Origin of the sequence: Microcoleus sp. PH2017_08_TRC_O_A, from assembly GCF_020738665.1 — a bacterium.
GTDB lineage: Bacteria > Cyanobacteriota > Cyanobacteriia > Cyanobacteriales > Microcoleaceae > Microcoleus.
In genome coordinates, this window is sequence record NZ_JAEQCE010000055.1 from 18,872 (window position 1) to 34,443 (window position 15,572).

General features: G+C 44.7%; 16 protein-coding genes. 12 read left to right on the top strand and 4 right to left on the bottom strand.

The features are described 5' to 3' along the window. Positions 1-281 precede the first annotated feature (281 nt). The 4 genes from JGK22_RS19700 to JGK22_RS19715 all read left to right on the top strand — a co-directional run bounded on the left by JGK22_RS19700 (position 282) and on the right by JGK22_RS19715 (position 3,618). Positions 282-1,121: a HEAT repeat domain-containing protein gene (locus tag JGK22_RS19700; RefSeq protein ID WP_293206915.1), complete on the top strand. Its 840-nt coding sequence runs from the start codon at positions 282-284 to the stop codon at positions 1,119-1,121. A gap of 309 nt (positions 1,122-1,430) precedes the next feature. Further along, entirely contained in the window at positions 1,431-2,060 is a 630-nt protein-coding gene (locus tag JGK22_RS19705; protein ID WP_293206913.1) for an antibiotic biosynthesis monooxygenase, read from the top strand. Continuing rightward, positions 2,047-2,661, top strand: a complete 615-nt coding sequence (locus JGK22_RS19710) for an antibiotic biosynthesis monooxygenase (RefSeq protein WP_293206911.1) — start codon at positions 2,047-2,049, stop codon at positions 2,659-2,661. The genes JGK22_RS19705 and JGK22_RS19710 overlap by 14 nt, the downstream gene beginning before the upstream one ends. A gap of 330 nt (positions 2,662-2,991) precedes the next feature. Then, positions 2,992-3,618, top strand: a complete 627-nt coding sequence (locus JGK22_RS19715) for a HEAT repeat domain-containing protein (RefSeq protein WP_293206909.1) — start codon at positions 2,992-2,994, stop codon at positions 3,616-3,618. On the opposite strand, the gene JGK22_RS19720 is transcribed toward JGK22_RS19715, so the two are convergent. The 3 genes from JGK22_RS19720 to JGK22_RS19730 all read right to left on the bottom strand — a co-directional run bounded on the left by JGK22_RS19720 (position 3,607) and on the right by JGK22_RS19730 (position 5,647). After that, entirely contained in the window at positions 3,607-3,900 is a 294-nt protein-coding gene (locus JGK22_RS19720) for a DUF2103 domain-containing protein (protein WP_293184136.1), read from the bottom strand. The two genes, JGK22_RS19715 and JGK22_RS19720, sit on opposite strands and share 12 nt — an antisense overlap. Positions 3,901-3,999: 99 nt before the next feature. Next, positions 4,000-4,470 carry a response regulator gene (locus JGK22_RS19725; RefSeq protein WP_293197498.1) on the bottom strand — a complete coding sequence of 157 codons (471 nt, stop codon included), beginning with the start codon at positions 4,468-4,470 and terminating at the stop codon, positions 4,000-4,002. 703 nt (positions 4,471-5,173) lie between these two features. Next, a complete protein-coding gene (locus JGK22_RS19730; RefSeq protein ID WP_293197497.1) occupies positions 5,174-5,647 on the bottom strand; it encodes a MarR family transcriptional regulator in 474 nt (157 codons plus the stop codon). A gap of 169 nt (positions 5,648-5,816) precedes the next feature. On the opposite strand from JGK22_RS19730, the gene JGK22_RS19735 reads away from it, so the two are divergent. The 4 genes from JGK22_RS19735 (at position 5,817) to JGK22_RS19750 (ending at position 9,809) form a co-directional block, all read left to right on the top strand. Beyond that, entirely contained in the window at positions 5,817-7,205 is a 1,389-nt protein-coding gene (locus JGK22_RS19735) for an HlyD family efflux transporter periplasmic adaptor subunit (RefSeq protein ID WP_293197496.1), read from the top strand. Positions 7,206-7,242: 37 nt separating this feature from the next. Continuing rightward, positions 7,243-8,409 (top strand): ABC transporter permease DevC, encoded by a 1,167-nt coding sequence (devC, locus tag JGK22_RS19740; protein WP_293197495.1) that lies wholly within the window; start codon positions 7,243-7,245, stop codon positions 8,407-8,409. A gap of 121 nt (positions 8,410-8,530) precedes the next feature. Continuing rightward, complete coding sequence (locus tag JGK22_RS19745) at positions 8,531-9,262, top strand: DevA family ABC transporter ATP-binding protein (protein WP_293197508.1); 732 nt, start codon at positions 8,531-8,533, stop codon at positions 9,260-9,262. Between the two features lie 220 nt (positions 9,263-9,482). Beyond that, positions 9,483-9,809: an antibiotic biosynthesis monooxygenase gene (locus tag JGK22_RS19750; protein ID WP_293206906.1), complete on the top strand. Its 327-nt coding sequence runs from the start codon at positions 9,483-9,485 to the stop codon at positions 9,807-9,809. Here JGK22_RS19750 and cas6 read toward each other — a convergent pair whose 3' ends face one another. Beyond that, on the bottom strand, positions 9,810-10,691 hold the full coding sequence (cas6, locus tag JGK22_RS19755) for a CRISPR-associated endoribonuclease Cas6 (protein WP_293197493.1): 882 nt from the start codon (positions 10,689-10,691) through the stop codon (positions 9,810-9,812). Between the two features lie 531 nt (positions 10,692-11,222). Between cas6 and JGK22_RS19760 the strand changes: the two genes are divergently transcribed. The 4 genes from JGK22_RS19760 to JGK22_RS19775 all read left to right on the top strand — a co-directional run bounded on the left by JGK22_RS19760 (position 11,223) and on the right by JGK22_RS19775 (position 15,199). Next, on the top strand, positions 11,223-11,939 hold the full coding sequence (locus JGK22_RS19760) for an MFS transporter (protein WP_293197492.1): 717 nt from the start codon (positions 11,223-11,225) through the stop codon (positions 11,937-11,939). Between the two features lie 55 nt (positions 11,940-11,994). Beyond that, on the top strand, positions 11,995-13,122 hold the full coding sequence (locus tag JGK22_RS19765; protein WP_293184125.1) for a transposase: 1,128 nt from the start codon (positions 11,995-11,997) through the stop codon (positions 13,120-13,122). Positions 13,123-13,162: 40 nt separating this feature from the next. After that, positions 13,163-13,648 carry an MFS transporter gene (locus JGK22_RS19770; protein WP_293189847.1) on the top strand — a complete coding sequence of 162 codons (486 nt, stop codon included), beginning with the start codon at positions 13,163-13,165 and terminating at the stop codon, positions 13,646-13,648. A gap of 783 nt (positions 13,649-14,431) precedes the next feature. Then, a complete protein-coding gene (locus JGK22_RS19775; protein WP_293189848.1) occupies positions 14,432-15,199 on the top strand; it encodes a glucose 1-dehydrogenase in 768 nt (255 codons plus the stop codon). Positions 15,200-15,572 lie beyond the last annotated feature (373 nt).

Here is a 15,572-nt window from a genome sequence, read left to right on the forward strand (position 1 = left end):
TCTAATAGCTAGTGTAATCCGACTAGATGCAGAAATCAATTTTTTATGATTGTCCGGTTCTGTGCGATCGCAGAATCATTGCCTGCATCATCGTCGGATCATAATTAATAGCAAAGTCCGCTAGAACGGGCGATTTTAATCGCCGAGTTTCCCCAACCCGCGCAGGCGGGTTTCGTTTGTCTAGACGCGATTTCAATCGCCGAGTTTCCCCAACCCGCGCAGGCGGGTTTTGTTTGTCTAGCAGCGATTTCAATCGCCGATTTCCCTAATCACTATGAATTATGACTATGAATTATGATGAATCCGACTCACCACCAGCGGGTGTAGCTGAGGGCGAGTCTTTAACAATAGAACAGGCGATCGCAAATTTGCATTCCCAAGACTACAGTCTCCGCTATTATGCTGCTTGGTGGGTAGGCAGATTTCGAGTCAAGGAACCCGCAGCAATTGCAGCTTTGATTGCCGCCTTGCAAGAAGAATCAGAACAAACAAAAATTGGCGACTATTCCCTACTGCGAAATGCGGCACGAGCTCTAGGAAAATTGGGCGATAAACAAGCCTTGCCGGCGCTAACTCGCTGTTTGGAATGCGCGGATTATTACGTGCGGGAAGCGGCGGCTCAAGCTCTAGAAATGCTGGGCGATCGCGATTCCATTCCACCGCTGATGAAACTCTTAGATGGGGGCGTAGCTGTAGCCCTGCGAGTGCCTGGAAAATCGCACCTCGTGCAGCCTTACGACTCGGTAATTGAAGCTTTGGGTACGCTGGAAGCGACAGAGGCAATACCGCTAATTTCACCTTTTTTAGAGCATTCTGTGGAGCGGGTGCAGTACGCTTCGGCGCGAGCGATGTATCAGTTGACTGGCGATCGCATTTACGGAGATCGGTTGGTAACTGCTTTGAATGGGGATAATTTGCAGTTGAGGCGATCGGCTTTGATGGACTTGGGGGCGATCGGCTATTTGCCCTCAGCGCCCGCTATTGCTGAAACTTTAGCAGAAAATAGCATGAAATTGATTGCGCTCAAAGGAGTTTTGGAGCATCACCTCAATCAACAACCATCTCTATCTTTGTCAGATGAAGCGATCCAAGTTATGAATTTAATGGATAGCCTTTTGTAAATAGTCCAGGGAACTATGATAGCAATTTTTTTTAAATTTATGCAGCAGTATATAGCCTTTCTCAGAAAGATGAGGTATGACTGACAGCTTATATAACCGCTTAAATCAAGAGGGCCCAAGCCCAACAACGTCCGCGAATCTTTGTGAGAACCGCTATAAGCTATCGTTGAGATGCAAAGGCTATCCGCATCCAGTGAGCGAGAACATTATGCCACTTCGCTCGATCGTGTCAGTAGTAGTTGCCAGATTGTGGATTGGTGTTTAACATTAAGTCAGAATGTGCAAACCGAAACACATTGAGGATTATTTATGGTTCAGATCGATCGGTCGAATACCGCGATCGTTTGGCTAGATTTGTATACGGTTGCTCAGAGACATCAATCGGGATTAGTCAATGCGATCGAAGAACAAATCAAATCCTGGAAGTCAAATTCCGACTTTGTATCGGCTAGCGTGCATCAAAGCTTAGATGGGGTTCGCGTCTTCACTTACAGTCAATGGCAACCCAAGTTCGATCGGCGCAGTTTGCAGCCTCCGGTGGTGTTGAGTGAGTTTTTTCCGCCCGACTCAGTGCAGTTAGAGGTGTCGGCAAGTAAATCGATATCGGCAGAAGTTGAGATTGTTGTAGGAGAGCGCATTACCCATCTGGCGGAGTTTCGGATGATGCCATCGAATCAACCAGAAATGGTGAAGCGAACGACGACGGAACTCGATCGAGCAATGAATAATTCACCAGGACTTATATCGGCAACGTTTCATCGCAGTTTAGACGGAACCCGGATGTTCAATTACGGACAGTGGGAGAGTCAAGAGGCGTTTGAAGCAATTTTGAAGCAAGCAGGATTTAATCCCGACAAACCCTATTGGGAAGGATTAGCACGAAACGAGTTTCATCTCTATCATGTCGTCCACTCGGAGGTTTCAAATGCCTATTGTTAACCAAGTTAATGGCTTACTAGCTGAGTTCGCCATATTTCCTGTAGAACCTGAGAGCCAAGCAAGTTTAGTAGAATACGTAATTCAAAATATCGAGTCTGTTCTCAAACACAAGGAAGGATTTGCCTCTGGTTCAGTTCTCCGTAGCCGTGATGGATTGCGAGTTACAAGCTATGTTCAATGGGCGGATCAAGAATCTTATGCCGCTACTCAACCCTTCACAGATTTTGCACTTCCAGATGTTCAACTGTTTGAAATCTTTGCCGCAGAACCTAAAGATAGCGAGTTGCATCTCTCGCCGAGCATGGATGGACTTATCAACTTCGGAATTTTCAAGATGAAGCAGCCCGAAAATCAGCCTCGGTTTATTGAGTTATTTCGACAGGCACTTGAGATGGTGTCAGGACAAGCGGGACTGATTTCAACCCATGCTCACCGCAGTTTGGATGGATGGCGTTGCATCAATTTTGGACATTGGCGATCGCTAGAAGAATATACAGCGATGGATTCAAACCGCCCGTTCTCTCCTATTTTTGGAGAAATGCTCGACTTAGCGAATAACGAGTACCAGAAGACATTGCATGAAGTAGTTTTCACCACTTGATTAGTTATTAGACTTCTTCCAAAAATAGTTAGGACGTTGCTCCCAACAGCGTCCCAAAATTTGATTAAAATGACTGAGGCAAGAAATCTATTATTTTGAGACAAGGTAAGGGATCGTAGCACAACGTTCCCGATCGCCAAACGCAGATAACTTTTGCAAATTATCGTCTGTTCATAGACTGCCAAAGTCGGAACAAGCAATAGAGATCGATTTCAAGGATTCTCGCAGAAAACCGGGTTTCTGGCTATCCGTGCATAATTCATATATTCTTAAAATTAGCAATCTCCAACCTCAAATTGTTTGTAAACCTGTTGTAAATACTATAAATAAATGGCATTAGAACTAATTCGCGCCGTCGAACAAGCAGATTCTTCCGAAGGCTTGTTAAACGCAGTCAAAGCACTGTCGGCTGCTGACTCAAAAGCAGCAATTCCTACCTTAATTACAGTCCTCGGCTACAACAACCCAGGTGCCGCCGTGGCCGCCGTTGACGGACTAATTCAACTCGGAGAACCTGCGGTGCTGCCGCTGCTAGAACAGCTTGACGGCTACAATTACGGAGCGAGAGCTTGGGCTGTTCGGGCTTTGGCGGGAATTGGCGATCCTAGGGGTTTAGAGATTTTGCTGGATGCGGCGGCGAATGACTTTGCTTTGAGCGTGCGGCGGGCGGCGGCTAGGGGTTTGGGGACGATTTGCTGGGAATTGATGCCGACAGAACAAGTTTTAGAGGCTCAAAATCGCACTGTGAAAACGCTGCTGCAAGCGTCCCGAGATCCGGAATGGGTGGTTCGCTACGCAGCGGCGGGAGGTTTGCAAGCTTTGGCTGGTGCTGCGACTGTTAAACCGGATTGGTTAGCGGAAGTTTCGGCAAAACTTGAGGAAATAGCCCAAAGCGATGAAACTTTGGCAGTTAGAGCCCGGGCTTTGCTTGCTAAGGAAAAATTGTCATTTGGCTAGGGTTTGGGCGATCGTCTCTTCCAAGTCCCTTTGTGTGAGAGTGGTTAATATAAAGACTTCTTGTACGGTTTTGCCTTGTCTGGCAATGATTTTAAATCCCCCGCGAATGGGTACTGACACTCTTAATGTCATGTGGGGGATGTGTCCTTTAACTTTGTTAATGACGCCTGGGGTAACGGTTTGAATGCCCATTATGAGAGTGAGGCGCTCTAAAATTGGTATCAAACCGGGAAGGTGGGTAGAGTGATTCCAAACTAGGCGGCCTTTGGGTTGTGCCTTCATGACTTTTTTACCAAATCAACATACCCAGTCTAAGTCACCTCCGGCTGGAACCAATTTGATATTCCCTGAATTTATGTATCAGTAATGTTACTGCGGGCGTCATTGGGAGCAAAGCGATGCAATCTCAAAGCGAGATTTTTGATTCCTGGCGCGCGAGCTGAGATTTGAGCGGGCGGAATTGTCTTGTATTTTTTGATATTTTGGGTTGGTAACTGTCGGTTTTTCTAGTTGAGTTGCGATCGCCCCGAGGATTTCTGTCATGCTGCAAGGTTTCTTGAGATAGCCGTCTGCTTTGAGTTCGAGGGCTTTTTCCATTTCGGAGGCTGTCAGAAAAATAAACGGAATGCTGGCGGTTACAGGGTGCGATCGCAAAATCGCGAAAACTTCAAAGCCGTTGAATTCCGGCATCATGACATCAGACAAGATTAGATCGGGAATTTGGGCGATCGCTAACTCGACACCAAGTTTTCCGTTTTCGGCGCCGACAGCTTCAAAATCGCCCAAGTTCAGAATTTCTAAAACGGTTTCTCGGATTAAGTTATTGTCTTCAATTACTAATATTTTTGGCATTTTTTGTAGCGATTATTTACTTTATTGATATTTTTCTGTTAGAATTTTTGCAGATAAGTTCTACAAATTTCAATAGGGTTATTGCAAAAAACCGTTTTTTATGGGTTAAGTGCTCTCTCGTCTCCGCTGGTATCGCAAGTGTTAAAAATCTCCGGTAAAACTCTGCCATTGAAACCGTTAGAGAGTCAAAGTCTCCTCCCATCAGAGGGAGACTAAAGAATCAAGAGGATACCAAAACAGTAATTAGTATCATTTGTTACACGGTATCTAAGTTCTATAAAAATTGTTCAGTCGCGCGGCGGATTAAGTTTTTTTCAAAAATAATTGGTTGAAAGCCTCTCCCTTTGAGGGAGAAATAAAAATCAGACTATTCATTACTCGAATCCTCGGACTTCTAGGTAGAGGTCGCTCTCAAACTGTCAACAGTCAACTGTCAACTGTCAACTGTTGAACAAATCCTGGTTTACTACCAGGCGAGCATCGAGAATCTCACTTTTGTAAAAAAATACAAAACTGAGATGCTCCGACTACTGAACGCTGATTTTTCTCCTCTCTCTATTCAACAATAGAGGGGTTTTTAACCCGGATTTTGCACTAAGCTGTTGTGCATTTAAATTGTATATTTCGAGTACCGAACAACAATCGTCAAATCCTGTCCTTATCGGACTCTGAATTACCATACACAATCTAGATGCACAACAGCTTACTCGACTCGATCGGAGTTCGCGTTAGCCGTGCAGCGGCGAAGATAATCGTTGAAATGCTCTTGTTCTTCGCTGCTAAAGTCGGACAAGATTTGTGCTTCAATCTCATTGGCAATACGATCGCCCTCGCGCAGCAGTGCTTCACCACTCGGGGTAATGTAGCTTTTGACCGATCGACCCCGCGAAGGTGCGCGGCGAAAAATTAGCCCTGCTTGTTCCAAACGTTGCAACATGGTTGCTACCGCTTGGGGACTCACGCGGGCAAAGCGGGCGATGTCCGCACCGTTTGCCCCCGGATGTTCCCGCAAAATTCGCAGCGTGTCCCACTGCGGCCCGCTCAGCCCGTAGGCCGAGAGCCTTGTCTCGAAAGCAGCGTTAACTGCCCAGTAGCTTTGCAGAAAATTGATGATTGTGGACTTATTGGAGGATTGATTCACTTCGACTTCGTGCTTGAGGCAAGCTGTGACGGGCATTTATCTTACATTCTGACTTTTTTTGCACAAAGTTTCTGATTCTGGTTGCATATCTCAATATGTTGATATATGATGGCAAATATCAATATATTGAGATACGTCGAGTTCCTGTTAAGGCTGCATTCCGCGCGCAGATGCCGCCTGAGGATTGCTCGCAACCAGAATCCACATGAACCTTAACTTACTGTCAAAGTCAAGTAGATGGACGATCGCCCCAATCTTAGCCGCGATTGCGATTACAGGCGGAGGGGCTTTCTATGCAATCCAGCAGTTTGGGCCGACGAGTAAACCCTCTGAATTAGCACCGACGCTTCCCATCCCGAAGCAAGTTGTGACTTTGGGGCGTTTAGAACCGGTGGGCGAAGTAATTCGCGTGTCGGTACCAGCGGTGATGAGCAACGATCGCATATCTCAACTGCTGGTGCAGCGGGGCGATCGGGTTGAGGCCGATCGGGCGATCGCAGTTATGGACTCGCGCGATCGGCTGGAAGATGAAGTGCAACAAGCCAAAGAACAAGTTAATATCGCTCGCGCAAAGCTAGCTCAAGTTAAAGCAGGAGCGAAACCGGGCGAAATTGCAGCGCGGCGGGCAACGGTTTCTCGCTTGCAAGCAGAACTTGCAGGACAAATTAGCGCTCAGCGAGCCGAAATTGCTCGTTTGACGGCTCAATTGGAAGGGGAAAGTACGGCTCAGGAAGCGGCGATCGATCGCTTGCGAGCCGAACTGCAAGGACAGAAACAAGCTTTGAAGGCAACAGTCGATCGAGTTGGGGCGGAGACGCGAAATGCTCGATCGGACTTGCAGCGCTACGAATCGCTGTACCGAGAAGGCGCTGTTTCTAGTCAAGAAGTCGATCGCAAACGCCTGAGTGCGGAAACTTCCGCGCAACAATTTTTGGAAAGTCAAGCAAATCGATCGAGGGCGATCGCAACTTTGGCAGAACAAATTAATGAAGCCAAAGCCAACCGAGACAAAACAATCGCAACTTTGGCAGAACAAATTAATGAAGCCAAAGCCAACCGAGACAAAACAATCGCAACTTTGGCAGAACAAATTAACGAAGCCAAAGCAACGCTTTCACAAACAGCAGAAGTTCGCTTCACCGACGTACAAGCAGCAGCAGCAGAAGTTAGCAACGCTCGTGCCTCTCTCAAACGCGCTGAAACTTCCTTAACAAAAGCCTACATCCGCACTCCCGCAGCAGGTCGCATTCTCGAAATTTACGCCAAACCGGGAGAAGTTGTTGGCTCAAAAGGTATCGCCGATTTGGGTCAAACCGATCGAATGCAAGTAGTTGCAGAAGTCTATCAAACTGATATCAGCAAAATTCGTACTGGTCAAAAAGTTATTATTACCAGTCAATCATTCAGTGGTGAAATATCTGGAATAGTTAGACAAATTGGACTGCAAGTTACTCAGCAAGAAATTAGCAGCAATACACCTGGAGAGAATCTAGACCGTCGAGTAGTAGAAGTCAGAATTAACCTGAATGCTGAAGGTAGTAAGCGAGTTGCAGATTTGACTAACTTGCAAGTTCAGGTAGCCATTGATTTTTAGCTTTTCCATGAATATCAACTCATCAACTTTAACAAAAATGCTAAAATCTTTTCGCAGAACACCCCTAGCATGGCTTCAGGTCAAACGAGAAAAACAGCGACTTGCTGTAGCCTTGGCAGGAATTGCTTTTGCTGATGTCTTGATGTTTGTCCAACTCGGACTCAATGATACACTCTACGAATCTGCCGCTAGCATTCAAAACCTATTACACGGCGATTTATTCCTAATCAATCCCATATCTGAAACCGTAGTATCACTGAAATCTTTTCCCAAAGAACGGCTATATCAAGCAGCAGGCTTTGAGGCCGTCAAATCAATCAATCACGTATACATGGGTAGCTCTCAATGGCAAAATCCCGAACAAAAAGAACAGGAACGCATAGTTTTAACTATTGGATTAGACCCAGCAAAATCAGCATTTAACTTACCAGAAGTGAATCAGCAAGCCGATCGAATTAAACCTTTAGATCGAGTGCTTTTTGACAGAGCTAGTCGCGCTGAATTTGGAGATATTACCAGTCTTTTCAAGCAATCCAATCCGCTCTCCGTACAAGTTAATGACAGACAGCTATGGGTTACAGGATTATTTAATCTTGGAGTATCCTTTGGGGCTAGCGGTACTATGTTTGTCAGTGATTCTACCTTTTTACATCTATTTCCCGATCGCAGATCCGATCGAATAGATGTCGGTTTAATCGAATTACAGCCGGGCGCAAACCTCAAGCAACTGCAAGCAGCACTCCGAAACCACTTGCCAGCCGATGTTTTGGTACTGACGCGCACTGAATTTGGCGATCGCGAAAAGAAATATTGGTCTAGCAGTACCCCAACCGGCTTTATTTTTGGATTTGGAACAGTGATTGGTTTTATTGTCGGGATTGTGATTGTTTATCAGATTCTCTATTCCGACGTATCCGATCACTTACCTGAATACGCTACCCTCAAAGCGATGGGCTACAGCGATTCTTACTTAGTTGGTATCCTGATTCAAGAATCTTTGATTCTGGCATTTTTGGGTTTTATACCAGGATTTATTCTTTCATCTGGATTGTATGTGATTGCTGGAATTGCTACCCTATTGCCGATTGGCATGACTTTTAATCGAGCTATTTTAGTGCTGGTTTTAACTATTATCATGTGTACCGTTTCTGGCACTGTTGCTATGGGCAAATTGCAGGGAGCCGATCCGGCTGATATTTTCTGAAATATTCCCACCATCAAAGTGTTTGTATTTAGGAGTTTATTTCTCAGATTCCGGAAATCTGAATTACTCGCTAAAAATTGACTTGTAACTTCATGTATTCTTTCTGAGATTTATCGCAATGATGCAAAATTTAAATCCCTCAAATCAGATTGATGTATCGGCATCAAATAAGCCTGTAATTTCTGCTTGCAACCTAAATCACTACTTTGGCGATGGAGAACTTCGCAAACAGGTTTTATTTGAAATAAATCTCGATATTAATCCAGGTGAAATTGTGATTATGACCGGGCCTTCGGGTTCTGGAAAAACAACTTTACTAACGTTGATGGGAGGTTTGCGATCGGCACAATCTGGTAGCCTGAAAATTCTTGAACAGGAGATTTGCGGTGCAAGCAAGCAGCAAATGATGTATTTGCGGCGCCAGATAGGTTATATTTTTCAGGCACATAACTTGCTGACTTTTTTAACTGCCAAGCAGAACGTCCGAATGTCTCTGGAATTGCACGACGATCGCCTGGGAGAAGATATCGATCGAATGTCTGCTAATATTCTTGAAGAAGTTGGGCTGGGACATCGCATTGATTACTATGCGGACAATCTTTCTGGAGGACAAAAACAGCGCGTAGCCATTGCCAGGGCTTTGGTAAGTCGTCCCAAGATTATTTTAGCTGATGAACCAACTGCTGCACTTGATAAAAAGTCGGGTCGAGATGTGGTAGAAATGATGCAGAAGCTGGCTAAGCAACAGGGTTGCACAATTTTGTTAGTAACGCACGATAACCGGATTTTAGATATTGCCGATCGCATTGTTCTAATGGAAGATGGTCGTCTGACCAAAGATAATGCTTTGTAAAGTTACTATTCACAAACTTCTGGCGATCGGGTAGAATACAGCTTAATACCGTTCAGTTAAGGCCGATCGCCCCTAACTCCCCTCAAAAAGGGTGGGACAAGAACTTGCTCAAAGTCCCGCTACAACCAAGGGTATTGAGGGTATATCCGGGGGAGAAAGAGTGTTAAATGAACTTTATTGATATAACTTGGTATATCACGATTTTTTGAGGAATAAGGATATGTCAGAATTTTTAGACTTTCTCAGACATCAGTTTGCCTACGTTGCCATTGGCGAATTTAAACCAGGAAAATTCAAAGAAGCCGAAGAACTTTTTGGCAAAGCGGTTGCGACTTATGCCACAGGATTTAAGGGAGCATACCTACTGCAATTGCCCAATACAGACAAAGGTATTGCCATCATTTTTTGGGAAAGCGTAGAAGAGATGGCTGCCAATCAAAGCGAAGCTTATCAGCAAATATTGAAGCAGATGACGCCTTTGTTTGCAAAAATTCCCGACACTGATGTTTATGAAATTGTCAGTGAAATTAAGCAGAAAAGTGAATAATTAAAAATTTGGCAATCGGCGCGTCATTCCCATTCCCATCGGCGTCTTGCGCCCGACTCCGCTGTAAAGCGCAAAATCTGCTAAAGCATTAATTTGCTTGACAGCAAGCGGATTGACATCTCCCATAATTCGGTAACTAACCTCGCCGACGCAACCAATAAATTTACTGCGAGAATCCGTACAAACTTCGGTGCGGATATCGAAGAAACTGGGAAAAATAGCTTCTGTGAAAGTAGATTCGATCGCAATTTCGCTATACTTGTTCCAACGATTTGCCAAACTGCCAAACACACTTTCTCTACTTGGCATCGCACTATCGTACACGCCTTGCCGAAAATTAGTAGGAGTGCAGAAGGTAAACGCAATTTGGCGCTCAGTTTCCGAAGCTTTGTCAAACAATTCGGCGTAACTGGAAAAGTTTACCCACGGCTGGTTTGCAGTGGGTTGGCTGACAATGTTAGTCACGTACAAATCTGTCGGGCCCAGATGCCACGGGCGCTCGAAGTTGAGTTGCTGCCACAGTTGAGTTAGGCGATCGAACAAACCGTCATCCAGCAGAGAAATGCGCCACCAAATCGCTGTATTTTCCCCAATTGCTTGCTTGTGTTCCCACTGTAGGGCCTGCAAAATAGTGCGCGCAGCCGGAGGCAAAACTCTCTTTTGTGGCTGTGGGTTGCTAGTTTTGTAAGTTTCTTTTCTGCTTACTTGGAAAGGGCTTAATGTGAAAGCTTTTTCGTTTGATTGGTCGTGCAGGTACGCGCTCAAATCGCTGTCTACAGCACTCACAAGGTTGAGAAATAAGGCGTGGAGATGCCGTCCCGTTAAAAATTGGGATGGGATTGGTGCAACTGGCAGTAGGTTTAAAATCAGGCTGTGAGGCATCTTTTAATTATATAGCTTTTTTCAAAAAAATAAGTTATGATTTTAGATTTTAAATTTAAGATTTGTATCTATTCACGATGGTTTATGGTAAGGGCAAGCTAGAAAATATTGCGAAGATTCAATATCCGCCGCTCGCAGTAACTTCTGTAGCAGAATACATTGGTCAAGTAGGATTATAACTGAGGTCTTGCACCATTCCCAATTAGCTTTTTAGGAACGGGCTAGAAGCCCATTCCACAAGAAATCCATTCTTTGTGGAACAGGCATCTTGTCTGTTATTCAGAATGGTACAAGATGTGAGATTATAATCGACTTCAAACCCTAGTCAACCATTTTGAATAGACAGAAATTGCATTATCTCCAAAATACCCTGAAATTATCTGCGCTCATCTGTGTTTACCTGCCTGATATTTGGGGTCGATCTAAGCAGATGGGTGAAAAAAAATCTTGGTATGTAACAATTTGATAGGTCGATCGCAAATGACAAGCAGATCCACACAGATAAAGGCAGATAATTTCCTCTCATAATCTATGAAACCACGCAGCTCTGACACTTTTCTCGTTAAAGCAACCCTGCTGCTAGTCAGCACCCTAACCGTGATGGCAGGAGCCACGATCGCCCCTTCCCTCCCAGCAATGCGGCAGCACTTTTCGGCTGTTCCTAATGCCGATTATTGGGTGAGATTGGTGTTGACAGCCCCAGCTTTGTTTATCGCGATCGGTGCGCCGATTGCCGGAATTGCGATCGATCGCTTTGGGCGCAAAGGCTTGCTGGGTTTATCTGTGTTTCTCTATGGCTTCGCAGGCAGCTCTGGCTTCCTGTTGGATCAAATTGGACTAATTTTGCTGGGACGGATGCTCCTGGGCTTCAGCGTGGCAGGTATTATGACGACTGCAACCACGCTGATTGCTGATTATTACATCGGTGCGGCTCGATCGCAATTCCTGGGATTGCAAGCAGCTTTCATGGGGTTCGGCGGCATGATTTTTCTCACCCTCGGCGGCTATTTGGCCGATCGCAATTGGCGGCAACCGTTTCTAATTTACCTGATGGCGTGGTTGATTCTGCCATTAATTTTGCTGGTACTTCCCGAACCCGATCGCCATCAAGATGCTGTTCAACAAACGGGTGCGATCGCCTCTGAGCCAGTCCCGCGGACGCTGCTACTGACAACCTACGGTATTGCACTGCTTACTCAAATCGTGTTTTACCGAAAAATTGGGTATAAAGCCCCGTCCTTCGCTTGACGGCTTTCTCTTGATTTCTCTTTGAATTTCTCTGAATCTGAGATAAAATACCAGCATGAAAACCCTGAAGTTTAAGCTGTATCAACATAAGCGGAATAGATTTCTCAAACGGTCAATTAACGCCGCCGGAGTTATCTACAACCACTGTATTGCCCTACATAAAAGGTACTACAGAATGTGGGGAAAACACTTAAACTGCTCCAAACTTCAGGCTCATCTAGCCAAACTGCGGAAGCGTAAACCCTTTTGGCAAATAGTAGGCTCTCAAGCAGTGCAGGATATCTGTCAACGCATTGAGAAAGCCTACCAACTATTTTTCAAGCAACATAAAAAGGGGGTAAGACCACCGGGATTCAAAAAAGTTAGAAGATACAAATCCTTCACCCTCAAGCAAGCAGGATACAAATTTCTCTTAGGCAATAGAGTTAGGATTGGAAATCAGGTTTATCAGTATTGGAACTCTAGAGAAATAGAAGGAACAGTCAAAACCTTAACCATTAAGCGCACACCCCTAGGGGAATTATTTATGATGGTGGTTGTTGACCAAGAAATAAGAGAACCCAAAATCAAATCCGAGACGAGTAGAATCGCTGGATTTGATTTTGGCTTGAAAACCTTTCTGACTATTTCAGATGGAACCAAGATTGAATCCCCCCAATTCCTCAAGCAATCCCTAAACCAGATTAAGCAAGCTAGTCGTCAGCACTCAAGGAAAGTCAAAGGTTCAAATAATCGAGAGAAGGCTAGAAAGAATTTAGTTCGTAAGTATGAAGATGTTTCAAATCACCGTACTGACTGGTTCTGGAAACTAGCCCATCACCTGACAGATAAATTTGATATCCTGTGTTTTGAGACCTTGAGCTTGAAAGGAATGCAACGTCTGTGGGGTAGGAAGATATCAGATTTAGCTTTGGGAGAATTTCTCCAGATTTTAGAATGGGTTGCCCAGAAGAAAGGAAAACTCATTGTTTTTATAGATCGATGGTATCCATCTAGCAAAACCTGTTCTTCCTGTGGTCATGTTCTAGAAAATCTGGATTTATCAGTCAGAGAATGGCGTTGTCCATCTTGTCAGTCTGTGAATGGACGAGATGAAAATGCTGCTAGAAATATTTGTGCGGTTGGGGCATCGACCGCTAAGTTAGGTGATGTTAGACAGGTTTTGCCTGCAATTGCTGTTTGACCTTAGAATCCCCGTGCGTTTACGCCGGGGAGTATGTCAAATGATTCCAGTGCAGATTCCGTTTTATCTTCAGCAGTTAATGGGTGCTAATGCTTCGCAAAGTGGATTGGCGATCGCCCTTGCTACCCTCGCTACTTCGATCAGCGCCCTGAGTTATCAACGCCTGAAAGCTCGTTTCACCTTCACGAACATTTATGCGATCGCCTTTGGGTTGATGGGGATTGGTTATCTGGTGATTAGTTGGGCTCGCACCTATGAGATAGTTTTGATTGGTTTGGCGATCGCTGGTTTAGGTGTCGGGTTACTGATGCCAAATATGAACGTATGTTTGACTTCATCAACTCCCGCATCCCTGCGAGGGCGAATTTTGGGCGGACTTACCACCAGCTTTTTCCTAGGTCAATTTATTTCACCGTTTGTGAGTCAACCATTGAGCCAATGGGTAAGTTTAGGAACAACTTATGGTCTAGCAGGTGGATTGATGCTGGCAACCGCAGCAATCACTTTAGGAGTCATGTTCCGGTAGTTTCTAGGCTGTGTATGGCGGGTCGATCGACTGCTCATTTTTTGGGAATTTTGATGCCAACCAAAACTTTTAAAAGTTATTTTTGTAACAATTTTATTCCGATGCTTTCCTGGATATTCTTAAGATTATGGGTCTATCTTTGTGCAAGCAAATATATGTGTAGGGGCGAAGCATGACCGCAGTAAACATGAGATTATAGCTAATAACTTATATGCGGTCATGCTTCGCCCTCTTCAAAACCCAGATTCACCAAAAAATATCTACGCCGCCCTGCCGGACATCTGCGGTTTACCAGCCTTCAAAAATGCGTCCATCAGCCTCTTAGGAATGATAATTAAATAACTTTCACAATTTTGTAGGATGTCGAGTCCGCCCTTTTTGGACGGGTTCTTCTGGCCCATCCCACATCACAATTAAAATTGTAAGTTATTTAATTCGCGAGCCTTAATTAAAATAAAAATCTGAACGTTAAATCCTAGTTTTCTGATATCTCCCTGGTTCTCGCTTCCTCTCGTGGACGATCGCGCGAATGCCATACTTCGACAAAAATTGATTGAGTTACAACAAGTAATTGTGGCTTGGTTCAACCCACACATCGTACAAGCAGGTTCCTGATACACTATACTATTTGCGTAGCATATTCGCCAGAATCCCCACATTATACCTGTAGCCTGGTTGGTGTCGGGATGGATCGGCAAATTGGTTAGTTTCGCTACATCATACTTGTAGCCAAGTTGGTGTATCCGATGTCACAGTTTTAACTCATTTCTTGAAGAGGTTTTTATGAATAGAGTAGAAGGGAAAGTTGCGGTTGTCACAGGTGGCGCTTCGGGAATTGGTCGGGCGACTTGTCTGTTGCTGGCGAAAGAAGGAGCCTGTGTAGCGGTAACGGATATAGCTGAGAAGGAAGGCAGAGGTTTGGTAGAAGAGATTACCGAAAAAGGCGGAAAAGCAGAATACTGGCATCTAAATGTTACACAAGAAGCGAGCGTTAAACAGGTGGTGTCTGAAGTTCGAGAAAAGTGGGGCAAAATTGACATTTTAGTGAACAATGCAGGGATTGTTGGTATCAATAAACCCACCCACGAAATCGCCGAAGATGAATGGAATTCGTTGATGGCAATAAATGTAAATGGTGTTTTTCTCTGTACTAAACACGTTTTGATTTCGATGCTAGAAACGGGAGGTGGCAGCATTATTAATTTGTCTTCTGTTTACGGATTGGTTGGCGGCCCGGATATGCCTCCTTATCATGCCTCAAAGGGAGCAGTGCGGTTGATGAGCAAAACAGATGCGCTATTGTATGCCAAAAATAAGATTCGGGTTAATTCAGTTCATCCGGCATTTATCTGGACACCGCTGGTAGAGAAGTTGTTGGCCGAACAAGGTGATGTGACTGAAGGACGGAAAATTCTTGATAGCTTACATCCGGTGGGACACGTGGGTGAACCTGATGATGTTGCTTACGGTATTCTTTATCTGGCATCGGATGAATCGAAGTTTGTTACTGGTTCTGAATTGGTAATTGATGGGGGTTATACCGCTCATTGATAGTTGATAGTTGACAGTTGACAGTTGATAGTTGACAGTTGATAGTTGATAGTTGACAGTTGATAGTTGACAGTTGACAGTTGCACAGTTGATAGTTGACAGTTGATAGTTGCACAGTATGGAAATCAGACCGTTTCCTCAACTTTTTTGCTTGAGATTAGAACTGATATCATGTCCGGTAGATTAGCATAACAAAAACGGTTCGTAGTGCGGAATGCGAGTCCGCTCTTATTCTGCGGACTGGGTGCATCTGGTTTTTGAAGAGGGCGAAGCATGACCGCATATAAGTTATTAGTTATCATCTCATATTGACTGCGGTCATGCTTCGCCCCTACGGATATATTCGCTTGCATTGAGACTCAAGTCCGCACTA